This window comes from Streptomyces odonnellii, assembly GCF_000981895.1.
In the GTDB taxonomy this organism is placed as follows: domain Bacteria; phylum Actinomycetota; class Actinomycetes; order Streptomycetales; family Streptomycetaceae; genus Streptomyces; species Streptomyces odonnellii.
Genome location: NZ_LATD01000088.1, coordinates 36,971 through 51,578 on the forward strand (window position 1 = coordinate 36,971; position 14,608 = coordinate 51,578).

Annotated in this window: 12 protein-coding genes; 5 read left to right on the plus strand and 7 right to left on the minus strand. The window is 72.7% G+C overall.

Annotated elements, in window-relative coordinates; translation table 11 throughout:
- Positions 1–6: 6 nt before the first annotated feature.
- Positions 7–858 (plus strand): SDR family oxidoreductase, encoded by an 852-nt coding sequence (locus WH07_RS10175; RefSeq protein ID WP_046498283.1) that lies wholly within the window; start codon positions 7–9, stop codon positions 856–858.
- Positions 859–1,012: 154 nt separating this feature from the next.
- Here the strand turns inward: WH07_RS10175 and WH07_RS10180 are convergent, their stop codons facing one another.
- The 6 genes from WH07_RS10180 to WH07_RS10200 form a co-directional block, all read right to left on the minus strand.
- Positions 1,013–2,695, minus strand: coding sequence for a DUF885 domain-containing protein (locus WH07_RS10180; protein WP_046498311.1), 1,683 nt, complete (start codon positions 2,693–2,695; stop codon positions 1,013–1,015).
- 220 nt (positions 2,696–2,915) lie between these two features.
- A complete protein-coding gene (locus tag WH07_RS40310; RefSeq protein WP_198533771.1) occupies positions 2,916–3,080 on the minus strand; it encodes a hypothetical protein in 165 nt (54 codons plus the stop codon).
- Positions 3,081–3,157: 77 nt separating this feature from the next.
- Positions 3,158–4,636: a GNAT family N-acetyltransferase gene (locus tag WH07_RS10185; RefSeq protein WP_079023113.1), complete on the minus strand. Its 1,479-nt coding sequence runs from the start codon at positions 4,634–4,636 to the stop codon at positions 3,158–3,160.
- Positions 4,637–4,730: 94 nt separating this feature from the next.
- A complete protein-coding gene (locus WH07_RS10190) occupies positions 4,731–7,403 on the minus strand; it encodes a DUF7824 domain-containing protein (RefSeq protein WP_046498286.1) in 2,673 nt (890 codons plus the stop codon).
- Entirely contained in the window at positions 7,400–8,770 is a 1,371-nt protein-coding gene (locus WH07_RS10195) for an SWIM zinc finger family protein (protein WP_046498289.1), read from the minus strand. The genes WH07_RS10190 and WH07_RS10195 overlap by 4 nt, the downstream gene beginning before the upstream one ends.
- A 159-nt stretch (positions 8,771–8,929) precedes the next feature.
- Positions 8,930–10,582 (minus strand): alkaline phosphatase D family protein, encoded by a 1,653-nt coding sequence (locus WH07_RS10200; RefSeq protein WP_079023114.1) that lies wholly within the window; start codon positions 10,580–10,582, stop codon positions 8,930–8,932.
- 161 nt (positions 10,583–10,743) lie between these two features.
- Between WH07_RS10200 and sigJ the strand changes: the two genes are divergently transcribed.
- Positions 10,744–11,628, plus strand: coding sequence for an RNA polymerase sigma factor SigJ (gene sigJ, locus WH07_RS10205; protein ID WP_046498319.1), 885 nt, complete (start codon positions 10,744–10,746; stop codon positions 11,626–11,628).
- A 256-nt stretch (positions 11,629–11,884) separates the two neighbouring features.
- A complete protein-coding gene (locus WH07_RS10210) occupies positions 11,885–12,649 on the plus strand; it encodes a GntR family transcriptional regulator (protein ID WP_046498291.1) in 765 nt (254 codons plus the stop codon).
- Between the two features lie 61 nt (positions 12,650–12,710).
- Here WH07_RS10210 and WH07_RS10215 read toward each other — a convergent pair whose 3' ends face one another.
- Positions 12,711–13,874, minus strand: coding sequence for an ROK family transcriptional regulator (locus WH07_RS10215; RefSeq protein WP_046498295.1), 1,164 nt, complete (start codon positions 13,872–13,874; stop codon positions 12,711–12,713).
- 128 nt (positions 13,875–14,002) lie between these two features.
- Between WH07_RS10215 and WH07_RS39665 the strand changes: the two genes are divergently transcribed.
- Together WH07_RS39665 and WH07_RS10220 are read left to right on the plus strand one after the other, a co-directional pair.
- Positions 14,003–14,149, plus strand: a complete 147-nt coding sequence (locus WH07_RS39665) for a hypothetical protein (RefSeq protein ID WP_157877317.1) — start codon at positions 14,003–14,005, stop codon at positions 14,147–14,149.
- A gap of 81 nt (positions 14,150–14,230) precedes the next feature.
- Positions 14,231–14,608: hypothetical protein (locus WH07_RS10220; RefSeq protein ID WP_046498299.1), on the plus strand; the 378-nt coding region annotated here is incomplete at its 3' end.

The window sequence follows — 14,608 nt, forward strand, 5'->3', positions numbered from 1 at the left end:
CTGCCCATGCCCGCACTTGATTCCCCCGCTCCCTCGGCCCTCCGCCGCGATCCGCTGCCCCTGCGCGGCCGGACCGCCCTGGTCACCGGTGCCAGTCGCCGTGGCGGTATCGGCTGCGCCGTCGCGCGGCGGCTGGCCGCGTACGGCGCGAGCGTCTACCTCCACCACCATGTGCCGCACGACGCCGGGCAGCCCTGGGGCGCCGACCCCGGAGGCCCGGAAGCGGTCGCCGCCCTTGTCCGGGAGGCGCGAGCCGATCCGGCGGCACTGGTGGAGCACGGACCCGGCGATCTGTCCCGTACCGACGCGCCCGCCGCGCTGATCGGCACCGCCGCCGAAGCCCTCGGCGGGCGGCTCGACATCCTTGTCGCGAACCACGCCCTCAGCGGTCTCGACGGCACGCTCGACACCATCGACGCGGCGATGCTGGACGCGCACTGGGCGACCGACACCCGGTCGGTGATTCTGCTCGTGCAGGCGTACGCGCGGCTGCGCGCGGAGCTGCCCGCCCGTACACCCGGCGGCAGGGTCGTCATGATGACCTCGGGCCAGGACCTCGGAGATGGCATGCCGGAGGAGATCGCGTACGGTCTGGCCAAGGGAGCCCTCGCCTCGGCGACCCGTTCGCTCGCCACCGCGCTCGCGGACCTCGCGGTGACGCTCAACACCGTCAACCCCGGTCCCGTCGACACCGATTATCTGACGGGATCGGCGTACGAAGCGGTCGCCGCCCGATTCCCGGCCGGCCGCTGGGGCATGCCCGACGACCCGGCCCGGCTGATCGCCTGGCTCGCGACCGACGAGGCCGAGTGGATCACCGGCCAGGTCATCGACTCGGAGGGCGGCTTCCGCCGCTGAGACGTACGGGGCGGGCGCGGCCGTGTCCCGGGCGGCCCGCGAGGCGCGCTTCATGAGGCGGCGCGCCGGGCTGAAAGGCCGTCGGGCCCGGTCCGGTCGACCGGGCCCGGCCGGCACTATGGCGGCGCGCGCCGTACCGTACCCCTGCCCCCGGTCAGAGCCTGGACAGCTCGTCCACCAGGTCGTCCAGACCGAGCGAACCCTGGGACAGCGCCGCCATGTGCCAGGCCTTCGCGTCGAACGAGTCGCCGTGCACCTTGCGGGCGTTGTCCCGGCCGAGCAGCCAGGCGCGCTCGCCCAGCTTGTAGCCGATCGCCTGGCCCGGCATCGACAGATAGCGGGTCAGCTCGCTCTCCACGAATTCCGCGGGACGGCCGCTGTGATTGCCGAAGAACTCCTGCGCCAGCTCCGGGGTCCAGCGCTCGCCCGGGTGGAACGGGGAGTCCGCCGGGATCTCCAGCTCCAGATGCATCCCGATGTCCACGATCACCCGGCAGGCACGCATCATCTGCGCGTCGAGATAGCCGATCCTGCGCTCCGCGTCCGGCAGGAAGCCCAGCTCGTCCATGAGCCGTTCCGCGTACAGCGCCCAGCCCTCCGCGTTGGCGCTGACCATGCCGACGGTCGCCTGGTAGCGGGAGAGCCGGTCGGCGACCAGCGTCCACTGGGCGAGCTGGAGATGGTGGCCGGGCACACCCTCGTGGTACCAGGTCGACACCAGGTCGTAGACCGGGAAGCGGGTCGCGCCCATGGTGGGCAGCCAGGTGCGGCCGGGGCGCGAGAAGTCCTCGGAAGGACTGCTGTAGTACGGGGCGGCCGGCCCGCCGGGCGGGGCGATCCGGGACTCCACCTTCCGTACCTGCTCGGCCAGTTCGAAGTGCGTGCCGTCCAGCGCCTCGATCGCCTCGTCCATCAGGTTCTGGAGCCAGTCCCTGACCTCGTCGACCCCGTCGATGTGCGCGCCGTGCTCCTCCAGATGCGCGAGCGCCTCCCAGGGGCCCGCGCCGGGCAGGATCTTCCCCGCCTCGGACTTCATCTCGGCCAGCAGCCGGTGGTACTCGGACCAGCCGTACGCGTACGCCTCGTCCAGATCGAGGTCCGTGCCGTTGAAATAGCGCGCCCAGCGCGCGTAGCGCTCCCGGCCCACGGTGTCGGGCGCGTCCTCGACGGCCGACGCGTACACGTCGCGCATCCAGTCGCGCAGCCCGGTGACGGCGGCGGTCGCCTGCCGCGCGGCGCTGTCCAGTTCGGTACGGAGCGAGCCGGGGCCCGCCGCGGCGAACTCCTCGAACCAGCCGCGGTCCTCGCCCGCCCACTCGGTGAGCTGGCCGATGAAGGTCGCGGTGGGGCGCGGCCCGGCGTACAGCTTGCGTTCCAGACCCAGGGCCAGCGAGGCACGGAACCCTTCGAGCGCAGCGGGGACCGCGCGCAGCCGCTCGGCGATCGCCGCCCAGTCCTCGTCGGTCTCGGCCGGGGTCACGGTGAACACGTCGCGGATGTGATGCGCCGGCGAGTGGATGTTGCTGACCTTGCGCAGCCCCTCATCGGTGTCGTGCACGGCGAGTTCCGCCGTCAGCCGCTCCCGCAGCAGCCGGCCGCAGCGCCGCTCGGCATCGGTGTCCGCGCCCGGCAGCGTCTCGGCCTTGTCGAGCCGGCGGAGGGTCTCCCGGGCGAGATCGGCGAGCGCCTGCTGGCCGGCCGGGGAGAAGTCGGGAAGGCGGCGGGAACTCTCCGCGACACCCAGGAAGGTGCCGGTGATGGGGTCGAGTTCGATGAGTGCGTCGACGTAGGCGTCGGCGACCTGGCGGGGCAGCGCGCTGCCGGCTGTGTCTGACATGCGGGCCATCTTCTCCAAGAGAGAGTCCGCCGTCACATCATGGATTCCGCTCCGGGGGCGGTTTGGCCGACGAGGATGCGACGGGCGGGCCGCGATCCACTGCCCGGGCGGGCAACCGGGCGCCGAAGCGGGCGACTTCGGGCCATCAGCCGGATTCGTTCCGGGTGGTGGGAGGTCAGGTCTGGACCGGGAGCGGGCGCGCGGAGCCCGGGCGACCGCATCAGAGTTTGGCCGGAATTAGTCGCCCCGCGGCCGGACGGGATGCCCGTACGGACGCTTTCACGGAACGGCTGCACAGGCTGGACGGCAGCACGGGCAGCACGGGCAGCACGGGCAGCACGGGCAGCACGGGCAGCACGGGCAGCCCGGGCGGCACGGGCGGCACGGCCGCTCGGTGGGAGCGGCAGCGCGGGCCGGACGGTCGTACGGGCCGGGCGGCTGCACAGGCCAGGGCGGTGCGGTTCAGCGGTCGGCCTGCTCCTGGTCATGGCCGAACAGCCCGGCGGCCGGGTCCTCGTGATTGCCGTGGTCGCCGTAGTCGCCGTACGGCGGGAGCACCGGCACGGTCGCCGCCTCCAGCCGGGCCGTGATCACCAGCGTGTCCTCGTCGATCTGGTAGTCGAGGGGCAGTCCGAGCTCCCGCATGGTCGCGACCATGCCGGTGTTGGACGCCTGGGTGACCGCGTACACACTTGTGCAGTGCGCCTCGACCGCGAGCGCGACCAGCCTGCCGAGCAGCTCGGAGCCGATGCCGCGGCGCTGCCAGGCGTCCTCGACGATCAGAGCGACCTCGGTCTCGTCGCCGTCCCAGAGGAGATGCCCCAGGGCGACCAGCTTGCCGGAGGCCGACTCGACCGCGAGGGTACGGCCGAACCGCGGGCTGAGGAGATGCCTCAGATAGCGGTCCGCGTCGCCCACCGGGCCGTGGTAGCGCAGCCCGAGCGTACGGTCCGAGCAGCGGCCGTGCATGGCGAGGGCGGCGTCCAGGTCCTCGTGGTCGGCCCGCCGTACGGTGATCTCCTGGCCCTCGGGCAGGGTGAGGACCGCCTCGCCGCGCGGGATGCGCGGGCCGAGCCGGGCGTCCAGCTCCACCAGCGCGCGGGCCCGCGCGAACTCGGTCGGGGTGAACGGCAGATACGGACGCTCCACGGAGATGCTCCCGCCGTGCGGGTCGCGCAGCCGCATCTCCGTCCCGTCCAGTACGCCCTCGACCGGGGCGTCCTCATCGGCGGGCTGGCCGGTGACCGAGAGGGCCGGCCGCGAGTGGATGGTGCAGCGTCCGAGCAACTGGCGCAGCGCCAGCGGCAGTTCGGCGCCGTCCAGCGCGGTGCGGGTGGCCAGGCCGAGCACCCGGGTCGGGGTGTCCACCAGATCGTGCGCGTCGGCGCGCTCGATCCACGTACCGCTGCCGCCCGCTTCCGAGACCTCGCGGGTGAGGTCCTTGGCCTGGAGCGCGGCCGGGGCACGCAGTAGGAACTCGTCCACCGTCCCCTCGGTCAGCGGATGCGTCTGGAGGGTGAGGATGTCCACCCGGAGCGCGGCGAACGCCGTGCACAGCGCGGCCAGGCTCCCCGGCTCGTCGCGCACGGTGGTGCGCATCCGCCAGAGCGTCGTCTCGCCCTGTCCGGCGGCGCCGGCCTCGTCCAGGGGGCCGGCTCCGGAGAGGGCATCGGCGGTCGCGCCGCCGGTCGTGGGACCGCCGGGCGCGGATGCCGGTGGGGCATGACCGTGCTTTCGTGCCCACCATGTGTGGAAGGCCGCCGTGGCGACGAGCGCGATGGCCGACGCGAACAGCAGGAACGTACCGTCGGGCCCGTGCGCGATCATGTTCGCCACGGAGTCGGCGACTGCCACGGCGGTGAACAGGGCGGCCAGCTCGACCATGTCCCGCCGCCAGTGGTGGGCGCGGCGGACACTCTTCGCAGACGTCACATTGGTCATGACCTCACTTTGACGGAACGGTGTTGCGTGATCACGAACGGTTTGTGACTGATGGGTTAAGGATGGATCTGTTCCCTTTTGTGCGGTCCTTGGCCTAATGTGCCATGGTTTGATCGCCCCCTTGGCGCAATGCGGCCAGCAGCCGGGCCGCCTGGGCGGCGAGGCGTGAGGTGTTTCCGCGGCCGGCCCACTTGGCGAGCCCCGGTATCCCGCCCCGGGCCCCGGAGCGCTCCACGCACTCGGCGGCCACGGACAGCAGCTCCCCGAGCCCGGGCCGTGCCGTACCGGTCTCCGCCAGCAGACCGGTCAGTGCCGGGGCCAGTACGGACCAGACCGTGGCACAGGCACCGGTGGCCGCCGCCGTACGGGCGGCGTCGGCCAGCCGCTTTGGCTTGACCGCGCCGGACGCCACCAGCCCGGCCAGCTCCCGGCCCAGCAGCGGCGCGTCCAGGTCACCACGGGCGGCCAGCACCAGCAGCGCGTCCACCGCCGACAGCCGGTCGTCCGGATGCCGGGCGCCGAGTCCGTACGCCACGCCCCGGTGCAGACCGGCACCGGCGGGACCACCGCTCTCGGCGAGGGCCGGCAGCCACCACGAGCCGCCCCGCTGGTCCTCCTCCGCGCAGGCCGCCACCTCGGGCAGCAGCCATCCGGCGAGCGTCTCCCGGTCCTCCGGCAGTACGGCCGGCCAGTGGACGCTCTCGCTCCCGGTCCAGTGATGGCACCCCGAACCGACGGGCCGCACCGGACTGCCCAGCCAGCGGAACGCCGGCGGGAACTCCCGGTGGATCGCCAGCCGCTCCCTGACCGCGCCCACCCGGCCCGTCACCGACTCCAGCCAGTGGCGCCCCTCCCCGGCGGGCTCGTCCGCGTCCGGCCGCCGGTGCTCCTCGCCGGTGTCGAGCGCCGGCAGTGCCGTACCGTCCCCGCTGAGCCAGGCGGCGAGCCGGCCGGCCTCGCAGGTGCCGAGGGCCGCCGCCGCGCGCGCGGCCTCCGCATGGCCGTCGCGCCGTACGCGCAGCAGCGCCTGCGCGAAGTCCACCGGCTCCGGGGCGGCACAGAGCCGCTCGTACTCACTGAGCCGCTCGACCAGGACATCGGGGTCCAGCGCGCCCGTCTCCCAGGTCGGCGTGGCCAGCAGGAAGGGCAGCGGTCTGGTCCGCAGCAGATAGGCGGCCTCCCACAGCCGCGCCTCGGTCACCCCCTTCAGCACGGTGTGCGCACAGGACTGCCGTACCGCCGCCCGCGCCCTGGCATTCCACAGCGCCGTGACGGAGACCCGCTCGCATATGGAGGCGGCCACCACCTCCAGTCCATGGGGGAGCCTGGAGAACCGGCGGTCGCGGCCCTTCTCCGATTCGCCGTCGAGCCACCAGCGGTCGGCCAGCGCGTCCTTGAGCGCGTCGGCGAGCGCGGCCCGGTCCCGGTAGGCATGACGCACCAGCCCGTCCAGCGCCCGTTCGAACGAGGCCACCTCCTCGCGCGAGACGACCAGCGCCACCACCTCCTCGACCAGCTCGGCGATGCCCGCCGGGGCGGGCGCGAGATACGCAGGGACCGGCACGGGCGGCAGGATCTCCTCGTACGGAAGCGGCTCGGGCTCCGCGGGCAGCTCACCGAACACCTCGGCGGCCCGTGCCCGGTGGACCGGGCTCAACGCGCCCGCCGCCAGGGTCAGTTCGGCCCGCACCTCGGCACCGACGCCGGACAGACGGCTCCCCACCAGCTTCAGCGCCCGCTCCTGGACGGCCGTGTCCTCGTGCCCGAACGCCTCGGCGACGACGGGCAGCAGCTCACCTGCCGAGCCGCTGTCCGCGCGCAGGACCTTGCCCAGCAGCACCAGTTGGGCCCTGACGAGCTTCTTCTCGGGCCGGAACAGCACCGACCGTGACATGTCCGCGAGGCTCCGCACCGGCAGGCCGCCCGCGAGCGCCAGCCTGCCGAGCACACCCTGCGCGTGACCCGCCACCGTCGAGGACCCGTCCGCCGCCATTCCGATCCAGTCGGCCACATGCTCCCGCTCCTCGTCCGCGGTCAGCCCGAGGCGGCGCAGCAGATTGAGGAAGAAGACCGCTTCCCCCGGTCTGCCGCCACGCAGCAGCCGGGCGATGGCGCACTTCACCAGCAGGCTCCGCTCCACCACCCCCTCCTCGGCGAGGACGGTGAGCGCCGTCGGCCAGTGGTGCGGTTCCTCGGCATCGCCGTACCAGCCGAGGGGAGCGGGGAGTTCGGCCGTCTCGAACAACCGCGGCACCATGGTCCGCACCTGAGGGTCCGCCCGGAGCGCGGGCAGCAGCCTGCCGTGCGACGGCATGGCCTCCGCCCAGCCGTGCACAAACGCGTCAGCGACCGGCACCTCACAACCCGAGAGCCGCACCAGGCCCTCTATCAGCGGATAGTCCATCTGCGCGGTCGACGCCCGGCCCGCGAGCCGGTGCGCCACATTGCCCAGCCAGCTCGGATCCCGCTCCGCCAGCAGATCGAGCAGCTCGGCGTGCGGCAGCCGGAACCCGTCCCGCATGTCACGGGCGCGGATCCAAGCCGCCGTCGCCGCTGCCCCCGTATGGCACCCGGCGCCCGCGACGATCAGGGCCAGTCCGGCCCTTCTGCGCTCGCGCCAGCGGTTCCAGGACCATGAACCCAGCTCCTTGCGCAGCTCCTTGAGCGCGGCCAGCTCCGTCTTCCTGTCCGCCGCCCCGAGTGGCTTGACCAGCCCGGGAATGTCCTGGACGCGGCCCTCCCGTACGGCATCGGTCAGCTCGCTCATCGGGCGCCCCCGTTCACCACGACGGCCTCGCGCCGCGCCATCCGGACGGCCAGCGCGTGTTTGCACGGGCCGCGTCTCCCCCGGTAGTCCGCCCACCACCGGCAGGTGCAGCTCAGCACACCGGCCGCCTCCCGCACCTGATAGCGGCGCTCGCCCGAGGCCACGGAGGCCAGCTCGCCGTCCAGCGCCACCGCCCCCGAGGAGAGCAGGGCCCGGGCCTCGACCAGCCGGGGATTGTGCCGCTCGGCACGGCCCGCGTCGTACGGGAGCTCGCGGTGGAAGTACGCCGCGTCAGCGATGTCATAGCCAACCCGGCCCGCCGTGCCCAGCCGGACCAGGGCCGCCCGTACCCGCTCGGCCGACAGCCCCGCACGCTCTGCCAGCTCCGCCGGGTCGATCCGCGGCTCCCACGCCAGCAGCACCGAGATCAACTCGGCGTCCTCCGCGGCCTCCTCGGTGGCCAGCGCCTCCAGCACCCCGCCCTCGCCCGAGAATCCACGCGCGGTGTCCGGGGACAGCGTGAGGGTGAGCCGCATCCCCGGCAGCACCGCCTCCCAGGCGCTCGCCGTCGCCGCGCCGTCCGTGACCGGCCCGTACACCCGCAGCGCTGTCGCGTCCCGGAGCACCCGCTGGAGGGCAGCCAGCCGCTCGGGACCCGGCAGACATACGGCCCCCGGCACGGGCCGGGTCGTCGGCCGCAGTGTCCCTCCGGCTGGTACGACCCACCGCGCCCCGCGCGAAGCCGTCCCGCGCGGCAGCGAGCGCAGGAATGCGACGGCCTCCGGGGCGGTCAGCTCGGCACGGAGATCGAAACCGGCCGAGATGACCTGCGCCTCGGCGAAGCCCCTGAGCCACCGGTCCGGCAACGGCACTTTCTTCTCCACGACCGGACCGTCCAGGGTGGTGACCGTCAACTCGTCCGGACCCACCCGCAGATGGAGCGGATCGTCACCGGTCATCCGGGAGAGTGCCTCACGCAGCGGGTTGTTGACGTCGACATTGGTCGTGCCGTGCCCGGTCTCCGCGCCGTCGAGCCCCTCGCGCTCCACATCGAGCCTCGCGTACACCCCGCAGCACCCGGAGAACGACTCGAAGCGCAGCCGGTCGCCGTTGCCCGTCACCACCGGATCGAGTGAACTGCCCGCTGTCCGCTGGTAGTAGCGGGCCCCCGCCACGTCCGCGACCGCGAGCAGCCCCCGGGCGGCGGCGCGCGGCGAGGCCAGGAAGCCGGAGAAGAAGCGCGGGTGCGCCTCGGCGCCGGCCGGGGTGAGCCCGCCCGATGTCTCCAGGCCGAGCAGCCGCCCGCCCGGGGCGCTGTCCAGGGCGGACGGACGGGAATAGGCGAGTGCCTGTACGGATCGCGTCATGGAAGTGACGTTAGAGCCCGGCACTGACAATCGGCCTCGGCCGAGGAGCGGGGCCCGCTGACTGCCCTCGCTCCTCGGCCACCGTCGACTGTCCCGGGCCCCGGACTCCGACGGCGCCGTCCCCGGCCCCCGTTGACCGCTCGCGACTACTGCTGACTGCTACTGACCGACCCGGCCCGGCTGGAGCACCTTCGTGAAGAGCACCGTGCCGCCCTCCGCCCGCAGCCGCACCGTCAGTTCCCCGCTGCCGCCGTCGATGTCCACCTCGCCGAAGAGCTGCGGCGCCTCCATCGGCGACACATTCGCCCGGTCCGGAGCCTTCACGTACACCCGGTCGGGACCGAATGTGCCGTCCAGCGCACTGGCCTGGAACTGCCCCGCCGCGAGCGGCCCCGACACGAACTCCCAGAACGGCGCGAAGTCCTTGAACGCCGCGCGCTCCGGCTCGTAGTGCTGCGCCGAGGTGTGGTGGACATCCGCAGTCAGCCACAGCGTGCCGGTGATGCGCTGGTGCTTGATGTACCGCAGCAGTTCCGCGATCTGGAGTTCCCGGCCCAGCGGGACACCGGGGTCGCCCTGGGCGATCGCCTCGATGTTCGCTGTACCGTCCGGAACGACCAGACCGATCGGCATGTCGGCGGCGATCACCTTCCACACCGCCCGCGACCGCGACAGCTCGCGCTTGAGCCACTGGAGCTGCTCCGCGCCCAGGATGCCGGTCGTGTCGTCGGCCTGCCGGCCGGGCGAGTTGGCGTTGCGGTACGTCCGCATGTCGAGAACGAACACATCCAGCAGCGGACCATGGCTGATCACCCGGTGGACGCGCCGGTCCTTGCCACGCGCGCTCCCGCCGGAGATGGGGAAGTACTCATGGAACGCCTGCGTGGAGCGCGCGGCGAGCACATCCACGTTCTTCTCGGTGTAGCGGACGTCGTCGAGGATCTGGCCCGGGTACCAGTTGTTGCGCACCTCGTGGTCGTCCCACTGCACGATGGCCGGCACCTGGGCGTTGAACCGGCGGACGTTCTCGTCGAGCAGGTTGTAGCGGAAGTTGCCCCGGTACTCGTCGAGAGTCTCCGCGACCTTCGACTTCTCCTCGGTGGTGATGTTGCGGTAGACGCGCCCGTCGGGCAGCGTCACGCTCGGCTCGATCACGCCGTCCGCGTAGATCGTGTCCCCGCTGCACAGGAAGAAGTCCGGGTTGAGCCGGCGCATCTCCTCGTACACCCGGAAACCGCCGATGTCCGGGTTGATGCCCCAGCCCTGGCCCGCGATGTCGCCGGACCAGACGAACCGTACGTCCTGCCGGCGCCTGGCGGGCGCGGTGCGGAAGGTGCCGTACACCGGCTCGCCGGTACGGCGGGGGTCGTGCGGGTCGGCGAGCGTCACCCGGTAGTGCACCTGCTCACCGTCGGGCAGCCCGTGCAGCGGGACCGTACCGGTGAAGTCGCTGCCGGGGCCGAGCAGCGGTCCGCGCCAGGTGCGGGCGCGGCGGAACGATTCGGTCGCCGAGGTCTCGACGATCATCCGGGCCGGCCGGTCGGACCGTACCCACACCAGCCCGGTAGAGGCCGTGATGTCGCCGGCCTGCACACCCCAGGCGGCCTGCGGCCGTCCCGATCTGGCCTGCGCCGGGGCGGCGTTCACCAGCGCGGCGCCGGGCAGGGCGAGCGCGGCCGAGGCGGCCAGCGAACCGCGCAGCACACTGCGGCGCGCGGGAGAAGCGGCGGTGGAAGGGGCTGAATCGCCCACAGCGGGAAGGGAGTCGGAGGAGTCGGCGGCAAAGTCCGAGGACTGTGAGGTGTTCGACATCGATGGGTCTCCTGGGCAGGTGGATGCCGGTGCGTCGTGCCATGCCTAGTCCTCGGTGGCGGCCATCGCGCGAACCCCGTGTGAACAACCGGCCGTTGCCCCGCGCGCGTCACCTGGACAGCCGATCGGCCGTGGGCTGGGATGGAGCGGTGACGGCGGACATGGCGAGCGGCGATGAATTCGAGGCGTACCGGAGCGTCCTCACCGGCGTGGCCTATCGGATGCTGGGCCGGATCTCCGACGCCGAGGACGTGGTGCAGGAGGCCTGGCTGCGCTGGAGCGCCGACGTACGTACGGACGTCCGCGAGCCGCGCGCGTACCTCGTACGCGTGACGACCCGCCTCGCCATTGACCGGCTGCGCCAGCTCAAGGCACGGCGCGAGGCATATGTGGGGCCCTGGCTGCCGGAGCCGGTCGTCACCGACTACGGGCCCGCGGCACCCGACACCGCGGAGCGCGCGCTGCTCGCCGAGTCCGTCTCCCTCGCCGTGCTGGTCGTCCTCGAATCCCTCTCGCCGCTGGAGCGCGCGGTGTTCGTCCTGCACGAGGCGTTCGGATTTCCGTACGCGGAGATCGCGACCGTACTGGACCGGAGGGAGGCGGCCGTCCGCCAGCTCGCGGGCCGGGCCCGCCGCCATGTCGACGAGCGCAGGCTCCGCTACGACGTCGACCCGGCCGAACGGCGCGATCTCACCGAGCGATTCCTCGCGGCGGCCGGCGGCGGCGATCTGGAAGCGCTGATCGCCTTGCTCGCGCCGGACGTACGGCTCGTCGCCGACAGCGGCGGCAGGGCCAAGGCGCCCCTGCGGGTCATGGAGGGAGCCGACAAGGTGGCCCGCTTCTTCGCCGGCGTCTCGGGCGAGGCGGCCGCGTACGAATTCCGGTTCACGGAGGTCAACGGCGCGGTGGGGGTGCTGGTCCTCAGCGGTGGAAAGCCGGATCTCGTCCTTCAACTGGAGGTCGGGGACGGTGCCGTGGAGCGCGTCCACGTCATGCGGAATCCGGACAAGCTCTCGGGTGTGGGTTCCGGGCGCACGCCCCTGTAAGCCCTGCTCCACGCGTTCCTCGCGCTTCGGAGCCCCGTGTCCGATCCGGACGCGGGGCTCTGCGCGGCCTGCCTTTCACGGGTGTACGAACGTACTGTGAACACCCTGAGTCGGGGAGTGACTTCTCTCGGTGACCGGCGCAGGATTGGTCTTGACCAACTGGATGGGCGGTCCTATCGTCGCTAGTTAGTGCAGGAACCTTTAATAAACAAGGGCATGGAAACCTGCCGGGACACGGCGATTGCGGAGGATCAGGGTGGGGACCACGCAGCTTGAAACAGTGCCGGAGCCTAAGTACTGGCACCTCAAGACCGTGCTCGGCGAAGCGCTCGACTCCGACTTCGCGGTGGGCGAGATCCTGCCCAACGAGCGTGAACTGGCCGCTCGTTTCGGGGTCGCGCGTGCCACGCTCCGGCAGGCGCTCGAACAGCTCGAGCTGGAGGGCCGCCTCCAGCGCCGCCGCGGTGTCGGTACGACCGTCGCGCCGCCCCGGGTGGGTGTGGACGTCTCCACCGCCCAGCACGAATGGCCCGGCGCAGCGCAGGACGCCTGGCAGCCCGTCGACTGCGGTCCGGCGCCCGTTCCCGCCGCGGTGGCCCGGCTGCTGGAGACCGGCCCCGGCGAAGAGGCCCACACGGTCCGCCGGATCCGGGTCACGCACGGCCAGTCCGTGGCCACCGAGCTGCTGTACGTACCGTCCGCGTCCGTGCCGGAGCTGCCGGCGATCGACGTGCCGTCCGGACCTGCCCGCGCCCGGCGTGTCCTGCGCGAGCTCCAGCGGCTCGGCCTGGACGGACAGGACCGCGCGGTGGAGCTGGGCTCGGCGCGCGCGGACGACGCGAAGGCGCTTGACCGGCTGCCGGGCGCGCCCGTCCTCGTGGTCACGACGCGCTATGTGGTGGGAGGCCGTACGGCGGCCGTCTCGGTTGCCACGTACCGCGCCGACACCTGCCGGCTGACCTTCGGCGCCTCCGGCGACCTGGAGATCAGCGACCATCCGCAGGAGCGCAAGGCGTCCTGAGCCGGGGCCCGCGCCGGGCCCCGGCGCATCCCTGGGGCCGCCCCCTGCTCGTCGGCCCCGGTCACCGGTCCCGGCGGGATGTCACCGTGCCCTCCACCGCGAAGAGCTGCTCCTCGACATGGTCCAGGGCCAGCCGCAGCGCGCCGGTCGCCACCGCCGCCTCGCCGAGCAGCGAGAGCGTCACCCGCGGCGGGCGCAGACAGTAACGGGACAGCTCGCCGCGCAGCGGATCCAGTACGCCGTCGAGCCCCGCCGCCCAGCCGCCGATCACCACCACCTCCGGGTCCAGCGCCAGCACCAGCGCCGCCACATCGTGCACCAGCCGCTGGATGAACCGCTCGACGGCCGCCTGGGCCCGTGCGTCGCCCTCCTTGGCATGGGCGAAGACCTTCGCCACCGCCGCCTCGTCGAGCGGGTGCAGCGGCTCGTCCGTCGTCGACAGCAGCTTCTCCGGAGTCACCCCGCGGCCCAGCAGATGCAGCGCGCCGATCTCGCCGGCCGCCCCGCCGAATCCCCGGTGCAGCCGCCCGCCGATCAGTGCGCCCGCCCCCGGGCTCAGCCCGGCCAGTACGAAAACGATGTCGTCGGAGTCGGTGGCGGCGCCCTTCCACTGCTCGGCCACCGCCGCCGCGTTGGCGTCGTTCTCCACGAGAACCGGACATCGGAACGAACGGCGCAGCCGCTCGCCGAGCGCGAGACCGGTCCACTGGGGGAGCGCCGTGCCCAGCCGTACGGTCCCGTCGGCCTCCACGATGCCGGGGCTGCCCACCCCCACCGCCCGCAGGGAGCTGCGTGCCACGCCCGTGCGCCGCAGGACATCGGCGACGACGAGCCGTACCCGCTCCAGCCGTTCGTCCGCGTCCGCCTTCTCGGAGACCTCGCGCGAACCGGCGCCGATGATCCGGCCGTCCAGTCCGGAGAGCAGCGCGGCGATGCGGTGCGGGCCGATCTCGATCCCCAGCAGATGGCCGGCCTCGGCCCGGAACCGGAACCGCCGCGCGGGACGGCCCTGTCTGCGGGTCTCGCCCTCCTCCGGCGCGGACTCGCACACGAGGCCCGCGTCGATCAGCCCTTCCACCACACCCTCGACGGTGGGCCGGGAGAGATCCGTGATCCGGGTGAGATCCGTGAGGGTGAGGGTGCCCGCGCCGCGCAGGGCGTGCAGCACCACCGCCGAGTTGATCCGCCGCAGGAGAGAAGGGTCTCCGCCGGTCAGCCGCCCCACGGTATTTCCTCCCAGCTCGTGCGTGTCTGGCGGATGCTACTCGGTGGCCGACGGTGCGGCGAGTCGCCTGCGTCGCGGGCTGATTAGGGTGGGACGCGTCGGCGAACGCACGGACCGAGGAGCCGGAAATGGCGCAGGACGAAGACGTGGTGATCAGCTCCACGGCCTGGGTGGCCGAGCTGAATCCGGTGGAGCTGTTTCCTCCGTACAAGGGATACCAGAAGCAGGCGAACCGGGATATTCCGGTCATCAGGCTGTGTCGGGTGGCGGACTGAGCGCGCGCCGAAGCCGTGGGAGAGGATCCGGGGCAAGCTGACGGGCAGCCAATTGTCAGTGGGCGGGGGTTTACTGGGGGCATGACCACCGCACAGCGTCTCGCCGTCATCGAGCTGCTGCGTGCCCGTGAATTCCCGGCGGCGCGCGGCCCGTCCGAGGTGGGCACGAGCGGGCCGGGATATCACCTCGCGGAACTGGCCCATGGCGACGGCTTCCTGGGGGACGACGACGGCGCGCGCCGGATCGAGGAAACCGAGCAGTTGGAGGCGGAGCACACCGCGCTGACGGAGATACTGACCGTGCGGTACGGCGAACCGGATCAACTCAGCCTCTGGAGCCTTCGGATACGCGGCGGTGAGGGTGAGGAGATACCGGAGCCATGGCGGGAGCTCAGTGACGGCCCCCGGTTTCTGCATCTCTGGCGGATCGAGGGCCGCTGGCTGGCGGTGGGGCTGGCG

What these genes read in the sequence shown, in the direction of transcription:
- WH07_RS10195 (WP_046498289.1), bottom strand. Translation starts at nt 8,770, where the DNA reads ATGACGCGATCCGTACAGGCACTCGCCTATTCCCGTCCGTCCGCCCTG.
- WH07_RS10175 (WP_046498283.1), top strand. Translation starts at nt 7, where the DNA reads ATGCCCGCACTTGATTCCCCCGCTCCCTCGGCCCTCCGCCGCGATCCG.
- WH07_RS10180 (WP_046498311.1), bottom strand. Translation starts at nt 2,695, where the DNA reads ATGTCAGACACAGCCGGCAGCGCGCTGCCCCGCCAGGTCGCCGACGCC.
- WH07_RS10190 (WP_046498286.1), bottom strand. Translation starts at nt 7,403, where the DNA reads ATGAGCGAGCTGACCGATGCCGTACGGGAGGGCCGCGTCCAGGACATT.
- WH07_RS39665 (WP_157877317.1), top strand. Translation starts at nt 14,003, where the DNA reads ATGGCGCAGGACGAAGACGTGGTGATCAGCTCCACGGCCTGGGTGGCC.
- sigJ (WP_046498319.1), top strand. Translation starts at nt 10,744, where the DNA reads ATGGCGAGCGGCGATGAATTCGAGGCGTACCGGAGCGTCCTCACCGGC.
- WH07_RS10200 (WP_079023114.1), bottom strand. Translation starts at nt 10,582, where the DNA reads ATGTCGAACACCTCACAGTCCTCGGACTTTGCCGCCGACTCCTCCGAC.
- WH07_RS10185 (WP_079023113.1), bottom strand. Translation starts at nt 4,636, where the DNA reads ATGACCAATGTGACGTCTGCGAAGAGTGTCCGCCGCGCCCACCACTGG.